The sequence below is a fragment of the Nibribacter ruber genome (genome assembly GCF_009913235.1).
GTDB classification, from domain to species: domain Bacteria; phylum Bacteroidota; class Bacteroidia; order Cytophagales; family Hymenobacteraceae; genus Nibribacter; species Nibribacter ruber.
Window position 1 is genome coordinate 2,937,877 of record NZ_CP047897.1, and the last position, 19,864, is coordinate 2,957,740.

Genomic DNA, 19,864 nt, shown 5'->3' on the forward strand with positions numbered 1-19,864 from the left:
TTCTGGACTGCTAAGGTAGCCGTTTAAAACGCCCCTAAATCCTTTTACGGCAGATGAATTTATCCACCCGGTTATCCCCAGAAATACGCTAAGTTCTGCACCTTCGTTTTCAGCCTGATTTCCAGAAAGTAAGCCAAAAACGAGGTTATGGTTTTAAGAATGCGTCTCAGAAATTATCTTTTGGTAGTCTTTTCTGGTGAGTTTCCAGCGGTTGACTTCCTGCTCAAAGTTGAGAGAGCCCGGAATGGTGACATACCGTTTCTCAAACGTAAAGCCCACTTTCTCCAAGGTCTTGTTGGGTGCGGCATTGAGCGCGTACGGCTCACTGTACAACTCTTGCAGTTGCAGGTTGTCAAAGAAGTAAGGCAATGACTTTATAACCAACTCCTTACCCATACCACGCTGCCGGGTCTCAGGCTGCCACAAGTGCAAATGCATGAAGGCACTCTGACCGAATTCAATCCCGTTCACATTGCAATGGCCCACCGGTTTGCCGTCTACCAGCCAAATTAGCGCATAGGCCATCTTTTCTGACATAGGTGTTTTTAGCTGTGACGTAAGCATGTTGGTAAGGCCTTCGCGCGAAGGGAGTTTTTGCAAATCCACGCCCATGCTCACCAGAAAGTCTGGGTCAGAGGTCAGCCAGTAATCTGCGATGAGGGAAATGTCATCTGCCTGCAGTTCTCTTACTTCTAAAGATGCTTCCATGGGAGTGGGGTTTTAGAACTCAAGCTTACGCATTTTCAATTACAACTCCTCATCCTCAATGGTCTCTGCCTTTCCTTCAGAAATTCTGAACCGCCTGATGTTGTTGGAAAGCGGCTGGAGAATCTTGTCCGTTCTGTCCAAGTGCGTGTCCGTTAGGAAAATCTGCCCGAAGGTGTTGTTGGCCACCAGTTGCATGAGGTGCGTGATGCGTTTCTCGTCCAGACGGTCAAAGATGTCATCTAATAACAGCAATGGCTTGTTGTCGTTTTTCTGGGCTAAGACCTCAAATTGCGCTAGCTTGAGGGCGATGACGTAGCTCTTCTGCTGGCCCTGGGACCCGTAGTTCTTTACGCTTTTCTCAGCCATCAAGAACACAAAATCGTCTTTGTGCGGACCCACGGTGGTGCGTTGCAACAATAGGTCTTTGCGTTGACTTTGATCTAACAGATACGCGTAGTTCTGCCGAATGAGTTGGCTTTGGTAGCCCAGCGTGACCAACTCAGAAGAACCGGACAAATGCTGGTAATGACGCTGAAAAACCGGTTCAAAGGTTTCTAGAAACGAAGCGCGACGAATGCTCAGTTCAGTGCCTAGTGGCATGAGCTGCTCGTCCAGAATCTGCAGGTACTCTTTGTCTATGTAGTTTTTCTCCGCGAACTGCTTTAACAGGGAGTTGCGCTGTTTGAGTACGTAGTTGTATTGAATGAGCAAATCTAGGTAAGAATGGTCCAGCTGCGCCATGAGGCTGTCAAAGAATTTGCGCCGGTCCTCACTTCCTTCTCTAATCAAATCTGTGTCATACGGCGAAATTAAGACCACCGGAAACTGGCCCACGTGCTCGCTCACGCGCTCATAGGGTGTTTTGTTGAGCGTGATGATTTTCTTTTGGCCGGCCTTCAAATAGCACTGCACGGCGCTCACCTTTTCATTAGAGACAAAGCGTCCGCGCACTATAAAGTAGTCTTCGCCGTCCTTTATGTTTTGCAGGTCTGTGCCCGTAAAGGCGCTTTTGGTAAGGGACAGGTAATGAATGGCGTCCAGCAGGTTAGTCTTACCACTGCCGTTGTCGCCAATAAAGCAGTTGATGTGCGTGGAAAAGGGTAGCGTGGCTTCCTCGTAATTCTTAAAGTGGAGCAGGTGTAGATTTTCGAGGACCATTAATTTGTTTCCGGTATTTTTCTTAATTTCGCATGTTTAACACTTTTCGGAACATAGCCAGTAGCAGATCTTTAAGAGAAAACTACCCTATATTCCGGCCCCTGACTTAACTAGTACGCACAACAGACATAAAGTATGGCGGAGACGAAAGACACGAAAGCGAAGAAAGCAAAGGTAAACGCTGCCCCTGCATTTTCAAAAGAGACCTACATGCGCTGGTATGAGATGATGCAACTCATGCGCAAATTTGAAGAAAAAGCCGGCCAATTATACGGTCAGCAGAAAATCAAAGGTTTCTGTCACTTATACATCGGGCAGGAAGCATGCGCCGCCGGTGCCATCACCGCCCTTACCAAAGATGACAAATGGATCACCGCGTATCGTGACCACGCGCATCCGCTAGGATTGGGCACTTCGCCAAACGCCGTTATGGCCGAGCTGTACGCCAAGGCAACTGGTTGCTCTAAAGGCAAAGGCGGGTCTATGCACATCTTTGACAAAGAGGTAAACTTTGTGGGCGGTCACGGGATTGTAGGCGCGCAGGTGCCTATGGGTGCTGGTCTGGCCTTCGCCGAGAAATATAACAAGACGGGCAATCTGTGCATTACCTATATGGGTGATGGTGCGGTGCGTCAAGGTGCTTTGCACGAGGCCTTTAACATGGCCATGCTCTGGAAACTGCCGGTTATCTTTGTAGTAGAGAACAACGGCTACGCCATGGGTACCTCGGTGCAGCGTACTTCAAACGTAACCGAACTCTACAAACTGGGTCTTTCGTATGACATGCCTTCTGAGCCGGTAAACGCCATGCGCTGCGAAGACGTGCATGCCGCGGTGGCCCGTGCTGCTGAGCGTGCTCGCGGCGGTGAAGGCCCAACGTTCCTGGAGTTTAGAACCTACCGCTACAAAGGTCACTCCATGTCTGACCCGGCTAAATACCGTACCAAAGAAGAATTAGAGAGCTATCGTAATCAAGATCCAATTGAGAGCGTTCGTTTTACTATCTTGGAGAACAAATTTGCCACAGAGCAGGAGTTAGAAGAGATAGACAACAAGGTGAAGGCGCAGGTGCAGGAGTCAGTAGAATTTGCTGAGAACTCACCCTACCCAGATCCAAAAGAGTTGTACACAGACATTTACGTAGAGGCAGACTATCCTTACTTAATGGACTAAACCTTGGCGCTGCGGGAACGGTCTGGGTAAACAGATGGTTCTTGGGGCTAACAAGGCAAACAGAAAGCATAAAACTTATTATCTTATATTACTGATGTCAAAGAACACAATGAAGCAAGAAAGCGAATTCGAGCTAGTGGAAAACCCAGATGCCCTGGCCAATCGCCTTGTAGGCGGGTCCGAAGATTTTGTGAACCGTCACAAGAACTTGCTGATTGGAATTTTTGTGGCCATTGCCGCCGCCGTGGTAGGAGGGTTCCTGTATTACCAGAACCAGCAGACCAAAAACGCCGAGGCGCAGGCTGCCATGTTCCAGGCAGAGTATTATTTAGAGGCCGACTCTCTGAACAAAGCCATCAACGGTGACGGTCAGTACGACGGTTTCAAGAAAGTAGCCGATGAGTACGGCAGCACCAAAGCCGGTAACCTGGCCAACTTCTACGCTGGTGTTGCCCTTTTGAAAGACGGCAAATTCCAGGATGCCTTAAACTACCTAGAGGATTTCAAGTCGGATGACCTGTTGTTGCAAGCCCGTGCCTACAGCCTGCAAGGCGATGCCAACCTGGAATTAGGCAAAAAGGAGGAGGCCGCTGAGCTGTACAAGAAAGCCGCTGACCACAAAGCCAACGACTTCTTCTCGCCGCAGTATCTGATGAAAGCAGGGGTTGCCCTTGAGTCTGCCAACCAGTATTCTGAGGCTGCCGAGGTGTACAATCGCATCATCACAGACTACCCGGCTGCCCCAGAGGTAAACGACGCCAAGAAATACAAGGCCCGCAATGAGGCTCTGGCCGCCACCAAATAAGGTTCTTTCCTAAAAGACAGAACGGTTCGCTGTAAGAGATTTCTCTCTGGCGAACCGTTTTTTTATGCATTTTTGCGTACAATCGATTTTGGCCTCTTTTCTGGAAAATACCCCAAAAACGGCCCTTTCAATTGATTTCTACCATTCCTTAATCAGAAGATCGCATGGCCACCAGCCTGAAAAACTTAAGTGACTATAACTCAGACCAACTACCAGACATTTCAGGGAAACGCTTTGGCATAGTGGTAGCCGAGTGGAACAAAACCATTACAGATGCTCTCTGCAAAGGGGCCTATGAAACCTTGTTAACGCACGGCGCCAAGCCAGAAAATATTCACCGCAACACCGTTCCCGGCAGTTTTGAGTTGACCCTGGGCTCTCAGTACATGGCCATGAGCAATGAGATAGATGCCGTCATTGCCTTAGGCGTGGTCATTAAAGGCGAGACCAAGCATGATGATTACATCTGCCACGCCGTGGCCAAAGGACTGACAGACGTGGCCCTTAAATTCAACAAACCAGTCATCTTTGGTCTGGTCACCACCAATGACGAGCAGCAGGCCCTGGACCGCGCCGGCGGAAAGCACGGCAACAAAGGCGTAGAAGCCGCCGTGACGGCCATTCAAATGCTGGCGTTACACAGCTAATAGTACTTCCATTAAAGCCCACCAACAGAAAGGCCCGCAAAGATGTCTGCGGGCCTTTCTGTTGGTGGAACACCGTATTTGTCGTTTTTGGGCTCTTTTCATGAAAAGAGCCCAAAAACGGATTATAAGGGAAAGAGGTCTCTAGAATTTAAAGCCAAGTGCCACGCCGGCTCTTGGCAGCCATCCGTTGTAGGCGGCTTCTTCAATGTCTTCCTTGTTGCCGTATTCTGCCTTGGCGTTGCTAACAGTGTATTCTGGCCCAAGAAAAATGTCAAAAGAAACTTTCTGCTTGAATATCCACTGGCGGCCAGCTATTAATCCGCCACCAAAGTTGGTCGTTTTTCCTTTGTAGCCAAAGCCATCATTCCCGTTATCTACTTTGAATTTCATGAAACCCAGAAAGGGCGCCACATAGAACCCGTCCGGCGCGGGGGTGTCTGACAAGTAGACTCTATATTCTGGGGTGATTCCATAGCCAGACAGATCATCTAATTTGGTGAAAAAGACCCCCAGTTGAAGGCTTTTGTCTCCTTTGATGACATGTTCAAAGTAAAAAGATCCTGTTTGCAAGAGAGGAGAGAGGAGGTTGGCTTTCAATAGATTACCCTGGGCCTGCACTGGTTTGGCGGCCACGGCAAAGGCGAATGCCAGCGCAAAGAAGAATAGTTTTTTCATGGGTCTTTAGGGTTTAGGATAGGAGGTTGTATAGGTGGGACAGGCTCTTACAAGCAGACCCCTATAGGTTGGAAAGATTGTTTCTTGCTCCTTTTGAGCACTTGTGCAGTAAAAATTGCCTCTAGCATTTACCATTTCCGTTTTTGGGGTATTATGGAGAAAACAGCCCAAAAACAACAGAAAAAGAAAGCAGCCCACCGGCAAATAGGACCAATAACAGAAAAGGATTTGTAAAATAAGGCTATCAATTTGAACTACTGCATAGTTTTCAGAAATAATAGCTGTATTTTTGCGCAAAATTGTAACTAGCCCCATCTCTGCCTTTTACAAAATAAAAGACTAGGCGGGGCAGGAGTTACAAAGGAAAGCCGGCCCCTGAGCACAACACATACGCCCCGTTGCCGTAACCTAGCCCAACCGCTGAAAAGCGCACATACCAACAAACTATAGCAAAACCGTTACCAACCTGTATAGCCATGAGTGAAGAAAAACTTCGGTATTCCCGTGAGGAGTTGAACGAATTTGAAGAGATTATCCTTGAGAAATTAAATAATGCGCGCAAAGAGGTAACTTTTATCAAAGAAACCTTGAGCCGCCGCAATGATGAGGGTACTGACAACACCGCCAACACCTCTAAAGTGCTGGAAGACGGCGCAGACACCCAGGAAAAGGAAAGCCTGAACCAGTTAGCCTCCAGACAGCTGAAATTCATCCAGCAGTTGGAGAACGCCCTCATCCGGATTAAGAACGGAAGCTACGGCGTCTGCATCAAGACGGGTAAGCTAATCCCCAAAGAGCGCCTGAAGGCAGTGCCGCACACGCAGCACACCATAGAGGCCAAAATGAACCGCAACGACTAAGAAGGAGTATCTGACTTTGAATCTGTTACTGAATCACCTACAGGCACTTATTTTCTGTGCCACCTCGCCAGTGTCTATTGAAGAGCTGCAGAAATGCCTCTCAGAAGCCCTGGTCATGGAGGTGAGTGTAAGCGACGTGCTGGAGGGAATTGAGCAGCTCAATGCTCAATTTTCTACAGACGCGTTCTCTTTCCAGATCTATGCCATTGGCGGGGGCTACCAGTTCCTGACCAAACCGGCCTATCAGGACTCAGTGAGTATTCTCTTAAAGCACAAGTCCAAGAAGAAGCTCTCTGCGTCTGCGCTGGAGACCCTGGCCATCATTGCCTACAAACAACCCATCACCCGCACCCAGTTAGAACAGATAAGAGGCGTAAGCTGTGACTACGCCATCCAGCGCCTGCTGGAGAAAGACCTTGTAGAAATAAAAGGCAAGGCCAACACCATTGGGCGGCCCGTGCTGTACGGCACCAGCCAGAAGTTCATGGAATACTTTGGCATCAACCACCTCAGAGACCTCCCACAGCTCAGAGACCTGGCCCCAGAAGAGAACACCATTGGTGAAATCTCTGAATCATAAGCGCATTACACATCCTTTCATACAGTAGCGATACTGCAATTTTTTACTTAGAACATGGCTAGAAGAGAAGACACGCCCCAAGAAGGCAGAGACAGAGACCGTAACGCAGGGAACGGTGAAAGAAAAGTATTTGGCCGTGGCACCCGCTTTGACCGCCCAGCCGGCGGTGACAGAGACAGAGGTCCGCGCAGAGATAATAATGACAGCCGCTCTTCAGACAGAGGAGACCGCGCTGAACGCCCCCAAAGAGAACACAAAGACGACTATAGCGGCTATGAGGCCAGCTCTAGAAGAGATGACAGAGAAAGAGCGCCGCGCCGCGAGAATGATCGCCGGGGCGGTGACTTCCGTCCGGTAGAACGCAACAACGACCGCCGCTCAGAAAGACCATCTTTCAGTGGAGACCGTGACCGCGCTCCAAGACGCGAAGAGGACAGAGGCGGGTTCAAACGCCCTGGCTCATCAGACAGAAACGAAAGAGGTGGCTACGCAAGAGGCGGGGAAGACCGTAACCGCGAGGGCGGCTTCCGGAAACCTGGTTCCTCCTTTGGCGGCGACAGAGACAATCGTTCTTCCAGAGGCGGTGATGAAAGACGCAGCTTCGGCAGCTCTGAAGGCAGAGATGACAGAAGAGGCGGCTTTAGACCAACCACCGGCGATGACCGTAGAGGCGGTGGTGACAGAGACAACCGTGGCTTCAACCGCGGCGGTGACCGCAACCGTGAAGGTGGCTTTACCCCCACTGAAGGCAAGAAAAGATACGCCCCTAACCCTCACCCAAGCAGAGGAGCAGAAGGCCGGGAAGACCGTCCAGGCAGAAGCGCAGAAGGTAGAGAGGAGCGTCCGCGCAGAAACGAAGACAGACCGCAGCGCGATGACAGCAGACCAAAGCGTGCATTTGAGATAGACAATCCAGACCGCGCGTCTAAATTCTCTCGTTCAGACAGAGGCGACAGGCCTTCTTTCTCCAGAGGGGGTGACCGTCCTTCGTTCCAGAAGCGTGATGACCGCAGGAGCAATGACCGCAATGATAAACCCCGCACCGCTAGTCGCTATGACCGCAGCAATGAAGAAGTGCAGGACGCGCCGTCTTACAACCTAAAGCACTACGAAGACCGCAAAAAGCGCAAGCAGCAGGACACAGAGGATGACGGCATCCGCTTGAACCGCTACATCGCCAATGCGGGCATCTGCTCTCGCAGAGAGGCAGATGAGCTTATTGCGGCCGGTGAAATCAAAGTAAACGGTGAAGTGGTGATAGAGATGGGCTACAAAGTGGCGCCTACAGACACCGTGCAATACGGCCGCAAGACCTTGAACCGCGAAAAAACGGTATACGTGCTGTTGAACAAGCCAAAAGACTTCATCACTACCACAGAAGATCCAGAAGGCCGCAAAACGGTGATGGACCTGGTGAAGAATGCGTCAAAAGAGCGCTTGTTCCCAGTGGGTAGACTAGACAGAAACACCACCGGCCTGTTGCTGTTCACCAATGACGGAGAACTGGCGCAGAAACTTACGCACCCGTCACACAAAGTCACTAAAATCTACCAGGTAGAACTGGACAAGCCCATCACCAAGGATGACCTGGCCAAGATAGCCGATGGCTTAGAACTGGAAGACGGCAAAGCCGATGTGGATGATGTGGCCTTGCTGGGCGACTCTAACAAGTTCCTGGGCATTGAGATTCATATTGGCCGCAACCGCATTGTGCGCCGTATTTTTGAACACCTGGGCTATGAGGTAGTGTCTCTGGACCGCGTACAATATGCCGGCCTTACCAAGAAAGACCTGCCAAGAGGCGACTGGAGATTCCTTTCAGAAAAAGAAGTAGTGCGCTTGAAATACTTTATGTAATCAGTCGTTCACTGGATGTTGAATCTAGCCATTGACATGGGAAACTCCCGCATCAAAGTCGGCTTTTTTGAAAGCGGTTCTTTGGTGCGGGAGTCCATTTTTTCTGATCTCCCTGAAATTGGCGAGGCTGTGAAAGGGCAAGAGGTGCAGCACGTTATTGTCTCTTCGGTGCGCAAGACGCCCGAGAAGCTGAGCGCCGTGGTGCCGTTAACTGGTAAGCAGATCCAGTTTTCTAGTCAGACGCCGGTGCCTTTGCAGAACGCGTACGCCACGCCTCATACGCTGGGCGTAGACCGTTTAGCCGCGGCGGTAGGGGCCAGTTATCTGTTTCCGGGCCAGAACTGCCTGGTCATAGACGCCGGCACCTGCATTACCTATGATCTGGTAGAGGCCGCAGGAATCTACCAGGGAGGCAACATTTCTCCGGGGCTGAACATGCGCTACCAGGCCATGCATACGTTTACGGGTAAACTGCCGCTTCTCTCTGGCACAAAACTGCCGCTCAGGCCAGGTAAAACCACTGAGCAGGCCATGCAAGGCGGGGTGCTGTACGGACTGGTGGCAGAAGTAGAAGGCATCATTCAACATTATGAGCGTCAATACAAATCATTGACCGTAGTTCTTTGCGGCGGCGATGCCCCGTTTTTTGAAAGTACAGTAAAAGCACGCATCTTTGTCATTCCCGAATTGGTTTTAATCGGGCTAAACCGAATTTTAGAGTATAATGTATAAGCCTTTCCGCGCACTGCTTCTCCTTTCTGGTCTTGTTATTGGGTCGCATGTACAGGCGCAGCAACTCGCCAACTCTCCGTACTCACGGTTTGGGGTGGGTGATGTAGTACAGGGCACCGGCGGTGTTCGTAACTTTGGCATGGGCAACGTGGGAGTGGCTACGGCCAACCTGAGCACCATCAATGACATAAACCCGGCGCTGTTGTATTACAACAACACGGTTACGTTTGAGGCCGCCGTTATCTCTGAGCTTAAAAAGCTGGAAGACAGAACAGCGTCACAGGTAGACGGTAAAACCAACCTCAACTACCTGGCGCTGTCCATTCCCGTTTCCAGAAGATGGACCATGGCCGTGGGCCTTAAGCCTTACAGCCGCGTTAACTACTCTACTATCTTCATTTCTCCCGTGCTGGACCCTTCTACCGGTAACCGGGTGGCACAATCGTACACAGAATACAGAGGCAGCGGCGGTTTGAACGAAGTACACTTCTCGCATGGCGTTTCTCTGGCGCCCGGCTTCACCATTGGTGCGGCGGGTTCTTACATTTTTGGTACCACAGAAAGAGACGCATCTACTATTCTGGTAGAGGAAGGTGAGACAGACATTACCGCCGTGCAGAAAGCGCTGGTACATAACGCCACCAAATACACGGGCTTCATGTTCAAAGGCGGAACGCATTTCCGCAGAAAACTGACCGGTGACTGGAATCTGGGTGCCGGTGCCACGTACACCTTGCAATCTGTGCTAGACGCAGACAGACAAGTAAGCCAGGAACGTAGAAGGGTAGATGAGTCTATTGTCTCTCAGGTGTTCACAGACAGCCTGGGCGGGTACACTACCCTGCCGCAGAGCTACCAGATAGGCCTGGCCCTTGACAATGCTAAGAACTTTGTGCTGGGTCTGGACTTTTCTTCTTACCAGGGCTCTGATTTTAGAGGATTCAGCAGTGAGCGCAACGGTGGCCGCCAGGAACTAGGCAATGGCTACAGAATTGGCCTGGGCGGAGAACTAACGCCAGACGGTGGTTCTGTGACCTCTTACCTGAAGCGCGTGACCTACCGGTTAGGAGGTTATTACAGCAAAAACGAGGTGATAGCCACTAGCGGTCCAGACGAAGTAAAAGACATGGGCCTTACCTGGGGTTTCACCCTGCCCTTGGGCAGAGGGGTGCGTCCGCCAGACTATACCCAGGCCTTGATCAATACCAGCTTTGCCGTAGGCCGCTTAGAAGGTCAGAAAGCAGAGTTGGAAGAGATGTACTTTAGAGTGAACCTGGGCATCAACTTCAACAGCCGCTGGTTCATTAAACGTAAATTTGACTAAGCCGCGCTTAGCCGTGCTTTCACGCAACCCAAGCAAGTCCTACATGAAGGTGTATTCTGTATACATAGGGGTGTTGTTGGCGCTGGCAGGTGCAAGCTGCTCTGGCTCTGATGACGAGGCGGCCAAGATGGTGCAGTACAAAGGACCGGAGGCCGTCACCAAGGACCTGGTTACCATCTACAGTGACTCAGCCAAGACCGTCTTGAAGATGACCTCGCCGCTAGAGCAGAAAATGCAGAACGGTGACATTCTCTATCCCAAAGGCCTGTTCATCACTTTCTATGAAGAAGGCAAGCCCTCCAGCATGGTTTCTTCTAAGTACGGCAAGTATGACCAGTCCAAAGATCAGTACTTTGTGCGTAACAACGTAGTGGTCAAGAACATCATCAAAAAAGAGAAGCTCAACACAGAAGAACTCTACTGGGACAAGAAGAAGCGCATCATCTTCACAGATAAGTTTGTGCGCATTACCAGTGAGAAGGAAGTGGCCACCGGGCACGGACTCACCGCCAACGAAGACTTCTCAGACTACCAGATCAAAAACTTCTCAGGCAGCTTTACCCTTCAGCAATGACGCTTAAACAAACAATTTACCTGGCCCTGGCTACGGCGGCCCTGGTCATTGGCATTCACCGCGCTACTCAGGACGGCATTCTGGAGAGCTACTGGATTTTCATGGTGGCGGTGATCTTTCTGTTCCTTTTCCGTATGAACAAAGGAAAATAAGCCGTTCCTTTCACTGAATGGATCCAGACATACCCTATACATTTCTTAGCCTGGGAGCGGTGCTGCTCCTGTTCTTAAGCACGGCAGAGGTGGCGTTGCGGCACCTTGGGTCGGTGGTGGCTCAGTTGGAGGCGGCAGAGCAGAAAAGCCTCACTGGCTTCTTGCTGCGCCGGCAGTCTCTGACCTTTCTTACCATTCAGGTGGGCCTGGGCCTGGGGCTGCTCTTGTTCGGGGCCGGGCTGTACCAAACGCTGTACCAGGTCCTGCTCACCAAAACCGCCCTCATGCACAGCCTGGTTGTGGTGCTGGCCGCAGGCATCGCCGTCCTGGCCGCCTGGCTGCTCTTGTTAGGCGTGGGCATGGCAGCCTCTCTGGCCGCCAATGGCAAAATGCTCAGAGTGTTGTCTGCCCCTTTGGCCTTTCTGTTGGTGGTATTCTATCCCATCACCGCTACCGTCAATGCCGTTTTTAGCCTGTTTTCTGGGAATGAGCCCCAAAACGAAGAAGAGCTCCTCAGCAACGCGCTGGCGTTTGAGCCCTTCGCCACCAAGCTGCCCACCGCAGAAGAATCCACCCTGGCGTTGCTGGCCGCCGAAGAGGTTGACACCAAGATTTTTCACAACGCCCTAGAGTTCAAAAACGTGAAGGTGCGCGAGTGCATGGTGCCCCGCACAGAGATTGACGCCATTGAGCTGGAAGACGGGGTAGAGTCTTTGCGGCAGGCCTTCATTGAGACCGGCCATTCCAAGATCCTCATCTACCAAGACTCGCTGGACCATATTCTAGGCTACTGCCACCAGTTTAGCCTGTTTAAGCAGCCCAGCCGCTTAGAGGATATTCTCATGCCCATGGAGGCCGTGCCGGAAAACATGCTGGCGCGGGAGCTTTTTGTCAAGTTCATCACAGACCACCGCAGCATTGTGCTGGTAGTGGATGAGTTTGGCGGCACCTCTGGCATTGTCACCCTGGAAGACGTGATGGAAGAAATCTTCGGCGACATCAATGACGAGTATGACGAGGAGGACCTGCTGGAGCAGACCCTGCCCGAACCCAACACTTACCTGTTCAGCGCCCGCCAGGAGATTGACTACCTCAATGAGGAATATGAACTGAATCTGCCCGTGGGCGACTATGAAACCTTGGGCGGTTTTATTTTATCTGTGCTGGAAGAAATACCCTCTGCCGGAGACGTAATCACGGTCCCACCCTTTGAAATACGCATTCTTTCCATGAATGAGCACCGCATCAACACGGTACACCTGTCTGTCAAGAACCCGTCTCCAGAAGAATAACCTGCTCACTAGGCACTTATATTTTGATTTTATCACTTATTCAGATTATTTTGCATAACGCATAAAATACGTCAATTACTTACATGGCATTAATTAACAAGATTCGGGAGAAGTCAGGCTTTGCGGTAGGCGCAATTGCCGTTGGCTTGCTCATTTTCATTGTGTTGGGAGACCTGCTGGGACCTAATTCCCGGTTGTTCGGCAACAAGATGGTGGTAGGGGAGATTGCAGGACATGAAGTGTCTGCGCAAGACTTTGAGCTCATGGTGGAAGACGCCAAGAACAACTACGCACAACAGTACGGTCGTCAGCCCGGCGACAACGAGATGGCGGCTTTGCGTGAGCAGACCTGGAACCAGCTGGTATTCAAATACGCCTTTGCCGAGGAGTTTGAGAAACTGGGCTTAGGCGTTTCTGATGATGAGATGTATGACATGGTGCAGGGCAAGAACATTCACCCGGCCATCAAGCAGTTGTTCACCAACCAGCAGACCGGTCAGTTTGATGTAAACCTGGTGCGCCAGACCTTGCAGAACCTGAAGAACATGGACCCCGCCCAGCGCGAGTCTTGGTACAAATATGAGGCAGAACTAGCCACAGACCGTCTTCGCAACAAATACTACAACCTGTTCACGCTGTCTAACTACGTAACCACTGAAGAAGTAAAACGCTTCAACGCAGAGCAGAACAGCCGTGCCAGCATGAAATACCTGTTCATTCCGTACTTCACCATTGCAGACTCTGCCGTGAAAGTAACCGATGACCAGCTGTCTGACTACCTGAACAAGAACAAGAAGAAGTTTGAAGTAGAAGAAGGACGCTCTATCTCTTATGTGACCGTTCCGGTGGCGGCCTCTAAAGAAGACAGCCTGGAGTACCAGAAAGAGACGTCTGAACTGGCTGCTGAGTTTGCCAACACCCAGAACGATTCTCTGTTTGTGAAAGCCGAGTCTGACACCCCGTACAGCGGCGCCTACGTTTCTGTGAGCGAACTGCCAGCGGCTTTGAGAACCCAGACCCTGGAAGAAGGCAAACTGTACGGTCCATTCGTGGAGAACGGTACGTTCAGCCTGATCAAGGTAACCGATGTGAAAGACGGTGGTACGCCTTCTGCGCGCGCCAGCCACATCTTGATCAAGCCAGAGAGTGACACCCCAGAAGCCAAAGCCGCCGCCAAAGCCAAGGCCCAAGGCATCTACAACCAAATCAAAGGCGGTGCTGACTTTGCCATGATGGCCGCCCAGCACGGCACAGACGGAACTGCCTCTCAAGGTGGTGACCTGGGTTGGTTTACTCAGGGCCGTATGGTACCTGCCTTTGAGAAAGCCGTTTTTGGCGCCACTTCTACTGGTCTGTTGCCAAACCTGGTAGAGACTGAGTACGGTTACCACATTGTGAAGGTAACAGCTCCTAAGTCTAGCAAATCTTACCAACTGGCACAGGTTACCCGTAACATCACCGCCAGCGACGCCTCTAGAGAAGACGCCTTCAGAAGGGCAAGCGTACTGGCCTCAGAAAGCACCAACGCAGAACAGTTTGAGAAAGCCATCGCCAAGGAGAAAGGCCTGGTAAAAGCAGAAGCCAAGAACATCACCGCGGCAGACAGAGGCGTCAACAACCTGCAGAACGCCCGTGAACTGGTGCGTTGGGCCTTTGACAAAGACACCAAAGTAGGCGAGGTTTCTCCGGTAATGACCATTGACGACCAATACGTGGTAGCCGTGTTAACCGGCCAGCGTGAAAAAGGAACTGCCAAGGTAGAAGACGTAAAAGAAGAACTGACCGCCGCCGTACGCAATGAGCTAAAGGCTAAGCAGATCATGGACAAACTGGGCAAAGTGACCAACATTGACCAGGCTGCCGCCAAATATGGTCCAAATGCAGTAGTACGTTCTGTAACAGACATAACATTAGGTACCGCCAACGCACAAGGCTTAGGCTATGAGCCGGTGGCCATTGGAACCGCCTTCGGGTTGAAGCCAGGACAGCGCACGCAGCCTATCCAGGGCGAAGCCGGTGTGATTGTCATGGAGATGGGAAGCGTAACGCCAGCTCCTCCGGTAACAGACGTAGCCACCATGAAGCAACAACTGGCAGGCCAGCGCGCCGGTCGTGTGCAGGGTGCCATCTACGAAGCCGTTAAGAAAAACGCCAACGTAGAAGACAACCGCGTACGCTTCTTTTAAGCTGTAACCAATTGTCTAACAAGAAAGCCGCACCCACCGTGCGGCTTTCTTGTTTTCTGCCAATGCCGTTTTTGGCTTCTTTTCTGGAAAACAGCCCAAAAACGTTATCTTGGTAAAGAAAAAGAAGCATGCCCAGCAATCCTCATCAAGGGCTAATAATACGTATATGCACTTCTACATCGTTTAAAGAACAACGTGTTAGCGAAGATTCACATGAGCAAGCAGAAGGGGTTGGTGGGGGTACTCCTGTGTTGGTGCCTGTGCGCTAGTCCGCTGGTGGGGGTGGGCCAGACCCAGGGCGTACCAGAGCAGATGGCGCTGGCCAAGGAATACCTGCGCAAAAGTGAATTCCAGAAGGCCGAGGCCTTGTTCAGCCAACTCATTGAGCAAGAAGTGCAGTTTGGCCTGGTGTACGCAGACTACCTGAAAACCCTGTTGGCGCTACGTAACTACAAGGAGGCGGAGAAGCTGGTGAAGCGGGCTCAGAAGAAATACCCGGGCGTGGCCAACTATGCCGTAGACGAAGGCCGCGTGCTGCAGGCCGCAGGCAACACCGCTGGTGCCGAGAAGCAATGGGCCGAAGTGGTGCAGTCCGTTACGCCAGAAAACGTGTACAGCGTGGCCGGAGCGTTCCAGCAGGCTGAACTCTTTGACCACATGGAGCAGACCTACCTCCGCGCCAGAAAGATCAGCGGCAATGAAAAAGCCTTCGCGCCACAGTTATTGCAAATCTATTCTTACCAGCGCAAGAGTGAACAACTCATCAACGAAGTGCTGCAGCAGGTCAAAACCAATGCCGTGCCGGTGAACTTCGCGCAGAACATGCTGCAGAACACCCTTCGGGATGAAGAGTCCCTGAACCTGCTGGAGGCCAAACTGATGCAGGCCGTGCAAGTGGAGCCTGACGCCACGCCTCTGCAGGAACTGCTCATCTGGGCCCTGGTGCAACGCAAAGACTTCGGGCCAGCGCTTATGCAAGCCCGGGCCCTGGACCGACGTACCCAAGGCGGCGGTGACCGCGTGCTCTCATTGGCAGACATCAGCTTGCGCAACAAAGACTACGGCACCGCCATTGACGGCTACACCTACCTCATGCAGCAATACAAAGGCACCGAGGTCTACCCATTGGCCCGGCAACGCGCCATCAGGGCCAGAGAAGAGCAAGTAAAGAACACGTTTCCGGTAGACAAAGAGAAAATCAAGCTGCTGGCCCAGGAATATGAGGCGCTGTTGCTGGAACTGGGCAGAACCGGCCGCACCGCCGAGATCATCAAAGACCTGGGCGAACTGCAGGCCTTCTACCTGGACCAACCCGAACTAGCCATCAAGCATCTGCAGGAGGTCATTGCCCTGCCCGGCGCGCACCCCAACGTGGTGGCAGAAGCCAAACTGGTGCTGGCAGACGTGTATTTGCTTCGGGGAGAGCCTTGGGAAAGCACCTTGTTATACAGCCAGGTGGAGAAAAGCCATAAAGAGCAGCCCCTGGGCTACGAGGCCAAACTGCGCAACGCCCGCCTCAGCTACTACAAAGGAGATTTTGAACTTGCCCAAAGCCACCTGGACATTCTAAAACTGGCCACCAGCCGTGAGATTGCCAATGACGCCCTAGACCTGAGCCTGCTCATTGTGGACAACACCGGCATGGACACCAGTGCCCTTGCCCTGAAAGAATACGCCGCCATTGACTTCCTGGTCTTTCAGCATAAAACAGCTGAGGCCTTAAAAGCGCTGGACGGTCTACTGGCCAAATACCCCGGCCACAGCCTCACCGATGAAATCTATTACCAGAAAGCCCAATTGCTCTACCAGACGGGTCAGTTTGAGGAAGCGGCCCAGAACCTGCAGCGCATCATAGAAAATCCCAAGTATGACATCCTCTCAGACGATGCCCTATTCTTGCTAGCCAAAATCAACGAGGAGAACCTGAAACAGCCCGCCAAGGCCCAGGAGTTGTACAACCAGTTGCTGGTCAAATACCCTGGCAGCGTGTTTGTAGCCGAAGCCCGCAAACGGTTCAAGGCGTTGAGAGGGAGTTGAGCAGTGCTTCGTTTTTAGGCTATTTTCTGAGAAACAGGCCAAAAACGGCAAGCCGATATTATTTAATGATTAGAAAGCGAGAAGCTTACTTTAGCTGTATGCTGGGATTTACCTGCTGGAGCGACTGTATGAACGCTTCTTTCTTCTTAGGTGACAGGTAAATCTCATCCCATTTATGGTAATGCAGCACCAGGCCATCCAGCCCCAGCGCTGGGCGTAGGCCAGCCCATAAGCGGTCTTTCTGCCTGACAACTCTAATGTCTTGAATGGGAATCCTGCCATGCCAAGGGCCGCAACGGTAATACAGATGCTGGCCCACAATCTGGTAGTAAGTGCCAAACCACGTCCAGAGCAAGAGCCCCACCAAAAGGAAGGAAAAGACGCCCAAAGCCAGCTTGGCGGCCAGAGAGGCTTCTGATAAAAGCTGCTGACCGAACGCTACGCCCAACAGCAGACACGCTCCCCAGAGCACCAGGCCCACGAACCAGTTTTTAGAGGAGGTAAACGTCTGCGTGCTGCACATACGGGAAGATACACCATTCTACCCTTCCTTGCCAAGCGCACAAAAAGGCTAGGTTTCGTTTTTAGCTTGTTTTCTGGGAAATAGGCCAAAAACGGGGCTTCCCTTCTATGCGAAGAACAGGAACAGCAGGCCCAAGAACAGGAAAAACGAGAGGTACATGAGGGCGTCCACCAGCCCGTAGTCTTTGTACTTGAGGTAAAAATCTTTCAGCTTTTTCACGGAGGTCAGGAATTAAAAAGGGTGTTTCAGGATTTCTAACAGCGGGCAAGGCGCAACAGTGCCAGATGAATTCGTTATTTTTGCGCCCGCTTGTCAAATACATTAAACGCCGCAGCAACACACCAATGCAGAAGAGATGGGTAGTTAAGGAGGTGCCGGACGCCGCAAAAGTACAGAATTTGAGTGATAGCCTGAACATTGGACTGCCCTTGGCGGCCATCCTCTGCCAGCGCAACATTTGTACCTTTGAGGAAGCCCGCGCTTTTTTCAGACCCTCGCTGGAAGAGCTGCATGACCCGTTCCTGCTCAAAGACATGGACAAGGCCGTCAACCGGCTAGTAGACGCTTTGCACCGCCAGGAACGCATCCTCATCTACGGCGACTATGACGTGGACGGCACCACCTCGGTGGCCCTGGTCTTCAGCTTTCTGCAGGACTTCTTCCGGGACAACATCCAATACTACATTCCAGACCGCTACGCCGAGGGCTACGGGATCTCGTTCCAGGGCATTGACTGGGCGCAGGAAAACGGTTTTAGTTTGATTATCTCCCTGGATTGCGGCGTCAAGTCCATTGACAAGATCGCCTACGCCAATGAGAAAGGCATTGACTTCATCATCTGTGACCACCATTTGCCAGATGACATGCTCCCTGAGGCGGTGGCCGTCCTGGATGCCAAACGCCTGGACTGCCCGTACCCCTACAAAGAGCTGGCCGGTTGCGGCGTGGGCTTCAAGTTCATGCAGGCCTTCTGTTTGCAGCAGGGCCTTGACCCAGAGCCTTTGTACCAACTTCTGGACCTGGTGGTAGTGAGCATTGCCGCAGATATTGTGCCCATCACGGGAGAGAATAGAATACTGGCCTACCATGGCCTGCAACGCATGAACAGCCGGGGGCCTTTGCGCCCGGGCCTGGAAGCCCTGAAAGACCTGGCCGGTTTACGCAATGAGCTGGACATTACGCAGATAGTGTTTGGGTTTGCGCCGCGCATCAACGCCGCCGGCCGCATGGGCGATGCCAAGCGCTCAGTAGCCATGCTGCTGGCCAGAACCAAGGAAGAAGCCTTTGACATGGCGGCCAACATCAACGTCTCCAACTCTGAGCGGCGCGGGCATGACACCAGCATCACCAAAGAGGCTCTGCAGATGATTGAGGACGATGACTTTCTGCGCAACGCCCGCTCTACCGTCTTGTTCAAAGAAAACTGGCACAAAGGCGTGGTGGGCATTGTGGCCTCCAGATGCATTGAGAAATACTACCGCCCCACCATCATCCTCACTGAATCTCATGGCAAAGCCACCGGTTCAGCCCGTTCGGTACACGGCTTTGACGTGCACCAGGCCATCCTTGCCTGTTCTGACCTCTTAGACCAGTTTGGGGGGCACATGTACGCCGCCGGCTTAACCATGCCCGTGGAGAATGTTCCGGCCTTTAGAGAGCGCTTTGAAGAGATTGTAGCCAATACCATCCTTGACGAGCAGTTAGTGCCCATGGTAGAGATTGACCTGCCGCTAGAGTTCCACCAGATAAAGCCCAACTTCTTTAGAGTGCTCAAGCAGATGGAGCCGTTTGGGCCGGGTAACATGTCACCAGTGTTTATGAGTACCTGCGTGTATGACACCGGCTCGGTGCGCGTGGTAGGAGACACCCACCTCAAACTGCGCCTCACCCAGGACGGCGATGTCTCCTTTGATGCCATCGCCTTCGGTATGGCTCCCTATTACCCGCTCATCCAGAAAGGCATTCCGTTCGATGTCTGCTACAGCATAGAGGAAAACGAATTCAGGGGCAACGTCACGCTGCAACTTCGCATCAAAGACATCCGGTTCTCTTCTTAAGCAATTCTCCCGTTTTTGGCCCATTTTCTGGGAAACAAGCCAAAAACGGGAGAATTGCTGGTTGTTGATTGTCAATTGTTGATTGCCGGTGGATTCATCTACCCGTGTAAACACCCCTCTACTGAGCTACACTCGCTGCCTCAAACACCCCCCCTCGCCCCCCTCAAGGGGGGAATCTAATTAGTAATAGCCTCTGCTACGGGCACCTGTTCCAGTTACGACCTACAAAGGCTTCTACTAAACGCACCGATTCCAGTCTTTCTGACGAGCGCCTAAGCAGGTTGCCGCCTCAGGCTAGAACGGCGATCACTACAAGGCAGAAGCAGCTTGACCACCAAAGGAGCATCCACGCAGAAGAGGCAAGCTGGTACAGCGCGAGGCGGGAAGACGGGGCCCCGCGGCCGCGAGCGCTTAGCGGAAACGATGCAACAAGGCATAAGGGCACCGGATGAAAGAGCCTGCTCAGGAAAAGCCAACGGAAGTGCTTCCATACAATAGAAGTGGGTCACTGATGTAACCTCTAC

Annotated in this window: 18 protein-coding genes; 14 read left to right on the top strand and 4 right to left on the bottom strand. The window is 51.9% G+C overall.

Annotated elements, in window-relative coordinates:
- Positions 1-153: 153 nt before the first annotated feature.
- Positions 154-708, bottom strand: coding sequence for a GNAT family N-acetyltransferase (locus GU926_RS12360; RefSeq protein ID WP_160692303.1), 555 nt, complete (start codon positions 706-708; stop codon positions 154-156).
- A 39-nt stretch (positions 709-747) separates the two neighbouring features.
- Complete coding sequence (gene recF / locus GU926_RS12365; RefSeq protein ID WP_160692305.1) at positions 748-1,866, bottom strand: DNA replication/repair protein RecF; 1,119 nt, start codon at positions 1,864-1,866, stop codon at positions 748-750.
- Between the two features lie 135 nt (positions 1,867-2,001).
- Here recF and pdhA point away from each other — a divergent pair, with 135 nt between their 5' ends.
- From pdhA to ribH, 3 genes are all read left to right on the top strand, one after another.
- Positions 2,002-3,039: a pyruvate dehydrogenase (acetyl-transferring) E1 component subunit alpha gene (gene pdhA, locus GU926_RS12370; protein WP_160692307.1), complete on the top strand. Its 1,038-nt coding sequence runs from the start codon at positions 2,002-2,004 to the stop codon at positions 3,037-3,039.
- 94 nt (positions 3,040-3,133) lie between these two features.
- Positions 3,134-3,844 (top strand): tetratricopeptide repeat protein, encoded by a 711-nt coding sequence (locus tag GU926_RS12375; RefSeq protein WP_160692309.1) that lies wholly within the window; start codon positions 3,134-3,136, stop codon positions 3,842-3,844.
- A 164-nt stretch (positions 3,845-4,008) separates the two neighbouring features.
- Positions 4,009-4,491, top strand: coding sequence for a 6,7-dimethyl-8-ribityllumazine synthase (gene ribH, locus GU926_RS12380; protein WP_160692311.1), 483 nt, complete (start codon positions 4,009-4,011; stop codon positions 4,489-4,491).
- 141 nt (positions 4,492-4,632) lie between these two features.
- On the opposite strand, the gene GU926_RS12385 is transcribed toward ribH, so the two are convergent.
- Positions 4,633-5,166 (bottom strand): DUF3575 domain-containing protein, encoded by a 534-nt coding sequence (locus GU926_RS12385; RefSeq protein ID WP_160692313.1) that lies wholly within the window; start codon positions 5,164-5,166, stop codon positions 4,633-4,635.
- Between the two features lie 476 nt (positions 5,167-5,642).
- Between GU926_RS12385 and GU926_RS12390 the strand changes: the two genes are divergently transcribed.
- The 10 genes from GU926_RS12390 to GU926_RS12435 all read left to right on the top strand — a co-directional run bounded on the left by GU926_RS12390 (position 5,643) and on the right by GU926_RS12435 (position 16,760).
- Positions 5,643-6,026 carry a TraR/DksA family transcriptional regulator gene (locus GU926_RS12390; RefSeq protein WP_198001413.1) on the top strand — a complete coding sequence of 128 codons (384 nt, stop codon included), beginning with the start codon at positions 5,643-5,645 and terminating at the stop codon, positions 6,024-6,026.
- Between the two features lie 16 nt (positions 6,027-6,042).
- A complete protein-coding gene (scpB, locus tag GU926_RS12395) occupies positions 6,043-6,606 on the top strand; it encodes an SMC-Scp complex subunit ScpB (protein ID WP_160692315.1) in 564 nt (187 codons plus the stop codon).
- Between the two features lie 54 nt (positions 6,607-6,660).
- Positions 6,661-8,463: a pseudouridine synthase gene (locus GU926_RS12400; protein WP_160692317.1), complete on the top strand. Its 1,803-nt coding sequence runs from the start codon at positions 6,661-6,663 to the stop codon at positions 8,461-8,463.
- Between the two features lie 15 nt (positions 8,464-8,478).
- On the top strand, positions 8,479-9,195 hold the full coding sequence (locus tag GU926_RS12405; protein ID WP_198001414.1) for a type III pantothenate kinase: 717 nt from the start codon (positions 8,479-8,481) through the stop codon (positions 9,193-9,195).
- Positions 9,188-10,519, top strand: a complete 1,332-nt coding sequence (locus tag GU926_RS12410) for a hypothetical protein (protein ID WP_160692319.1) — start codon at positions 9,188-9,190, stop codon at positions 10,517-10,519. Before GU926_RS12405 ends, GU926_RS12410 begins: the two co-directional genes overlap by 8 nt.
- A gap of 43 nt (positions 10,520-10,562) precedes the next feature.
- Positions 10,563-11,093, top strand: coding sequence for an LPS export ABC transporter periplasmic protein LptC (gene lptC, locus GU926_RS12415; RefSeq protein WP_160692321.1), 531 nt, complete (start codon positions 10,563-10,565; stop codon positions 11,091-11,093).
- Positions 11,090-11,245, top strand: coding sequence for a hypothetical protein (locus tag GU926_RS12420; RefSeq protein ID WP_160692323.1), 156 nt, complete (start codon positions 11,090-11,092; stop codon positions 11,243-11,245). The genes lptC and GU926_RS12420 overlap by 4 nt, the downstream gene beginning before the upstream one ends.
- A 17-nt stretch (positions 11,246-11,262) precedes the next feature.
- The gene (locus tag GU926_RS12425; protein ID WP_160692325.1) at positions 11,263-12,537 is read left to right on the top strand and encodes a hemolysin family protein; all 1,275 of its coding nucleotides are present in this window, start codon (positions 11,263-11,265) and stop codon (positions 12,535-12,537) included.
- Between the two features lie 83 nt (positions 12,538-12,620).
- Positions 12,621-14,723, top strand: a complete 2,103-nt coding sequence (locus tag GU926_RS12430) for a peptidylprolyl isomerase (RefSeq protein ID WP_160692327.1) — start codon at positions 12,621-12,623, stop codon at positions 14,721-14,723.
- A gap of 213 nt (positions 14,724-14,936) precedes the next feature.
- Positions 14,937-16,760: a tetratricopeptide repeat protein gene (locus GU926_RS12435; protein ID WP_160692329.1), complete on the top strand. Its 1,824-nt coding sequence runs from the start codon at positions 14,937-14,939 to the stop codon at positions 16,758-16,760.
- Between the two features lie 85 nt (positions 16,761-16,845).
- Here GU926_RS12435 and GU926_RS12440 read toward each other — a convergent pair whose 3' ends face one another.
- On the bottom strand, positions 16,846-17,283 hold the full coding sequence (locus GU926_RS12440) for a PH domain-containing protein (RefSeq protein ID WP_160692331.1): 438 nt from the start codon (positions 17,281-17,283) through the stop codon (positions 16,846-16,848).
- Between the two features lie 344 nt (positions 17,284-17,627).
- Between GU926_RS12440 and recJ the strand changes: the two genes are divergently transcribed.
- A complete protein-coding gene (gene recJ / locus GU926_RS12445) occupies positions 17,628-19,340 on the top strand; it encodes a single-stranded-DNA-specific exonuclease RecJ (protein ID WP_160692333.1) in 1,713 nt (570 codons plus the stop codon).
- Positions 19,341-19,864 lie beyond the last annotated feature (524 nt).

What these genes read in the sequence shown, in the direction of transcription:
- GU926_RS12360 (WP_160692303.1), bottom strand. Translation starts at nt 708, where the DNA reads ATGGAAGCATCTTTAGAAGTAAGAGAACTGCAGGCAGATGACATTTCC.
- ribH (WP_160692311.1), top strand. Translation starts at nt 4,009, where the DNA reads ATGGCCACCAGCCTGAAAAACTTAAGTGACTATAACTCAGACCAACTA.
- GU926_RS12385 (WP_160692313.1), bottom strand. Translation starts at nt 5,166, where the DNA reads ATGAAAAAACTATTCTTCTTTGCGCTGGCATTCGCCTTTGCCGTGGCC.
- GU926_RS12435 (WP_160692329.1), top strand. Translation starts at nt 14,937, where the DNA reads ATGAGCAAGCAGAAGGGGTTGGTGGGGGTACTCCTGTGTTGGTGCCTG.
- GU926_RS12440 (WP_160692331.1), bottom strand. Translation starts at nt 17,283, where the DNA reads ATGTGCAGCACGCAGACGTTTACCTCCTCTAAAAACTGGTTCGTGGGC.
- lptC (WP_160692321.1), top strand. Translation starts at nt 10,563, where the DNA reads ATGAAGGTGTATTCTGTATACATAGGGGTGTTGTTGGCGCTGGCAGGT.
- GU926_RS12400 (WP_160692317.1), top strand. Translation starts at nt 6,661, where the DNA reads ATGGCTAGAAGAGAAGACACGCCCCAAGAAGGCAGAGACAGAGACCGT.
- GU926_RS12425 (WP_160692325.1), top strand. Translation starts at nt 11,263, where the DNA reads ATGGATCCAGACATACCCTATACATTTCTTAGCCTGGGAGCGGTGCTG.
- recJ (WP_160692333.1), top strand. Translation starts at nt 17,628, where the DNA reads ATGCAGAAGAGATGGGTAGTTAAGGAGGTGCCGGACGCCGCAAAAGTA.
- GU926_RS12430 (WP_160692327.1), top strand. Translation starts at nt 12,621, where the DNA reads ATGGCATTAATTAACAAGATTCGGGAGAAGTCAGGCTTTGCGGTAGGC.
- GU926_RS12420 (WP_160692323.1), top strand. Translation starts at nt 11,090, where the DNA reads ATGACGCTTAAACAAACAATTTACCTGGCCCTGGCTACGGCGGCCCTG.
- GU926_RS12405 (WP_198001414.1), top strand. Translation starts at nt 8,479, where the DNA reads ATGTTGAATCTAGCCATTGACATGGGAAACTCCCGCATCAAAGTCGGC.
- pdhA (WP_160692307.1), top strand. Translation starts at nt 2,002, where the DNA reads ATGGCGGAGACGAAAGACACGAAAGCGAAGAAAGCAAAGGTAAACGCT.
- GU926_RS12410 (WP_160692319.1), top strand. Translation starts at nt 9,188, where the DNA reads ATGTATAAGCCTTTCCGCGCACTGCTTCTCCTTTCTGGTCTTGTTATT.
- GU926_RS12390 (WP_198001413.1), top strand. Translation starts at nt 5,643, where the DNA reads ATGAGTGAAGAAAAACTTCGGTATTCCCGTGAGGAGTTGAACGAATTT.
- GU926_RS12375 (WP_160692309.1), top strand. Translation starts at nt 3,134, where the DNA reads ATGTCAAAGAACACAATGAAGCAAGAAAGCGAATTCGAGCTAGTGGAA.
- recF (WP_160692305.1), bottom strand. Translation starts at nt 1,866, where the DNA reads ATGGTCCTCGAAAATCTACACCTGCTCCACTTTAAGAATTACGAGGAA.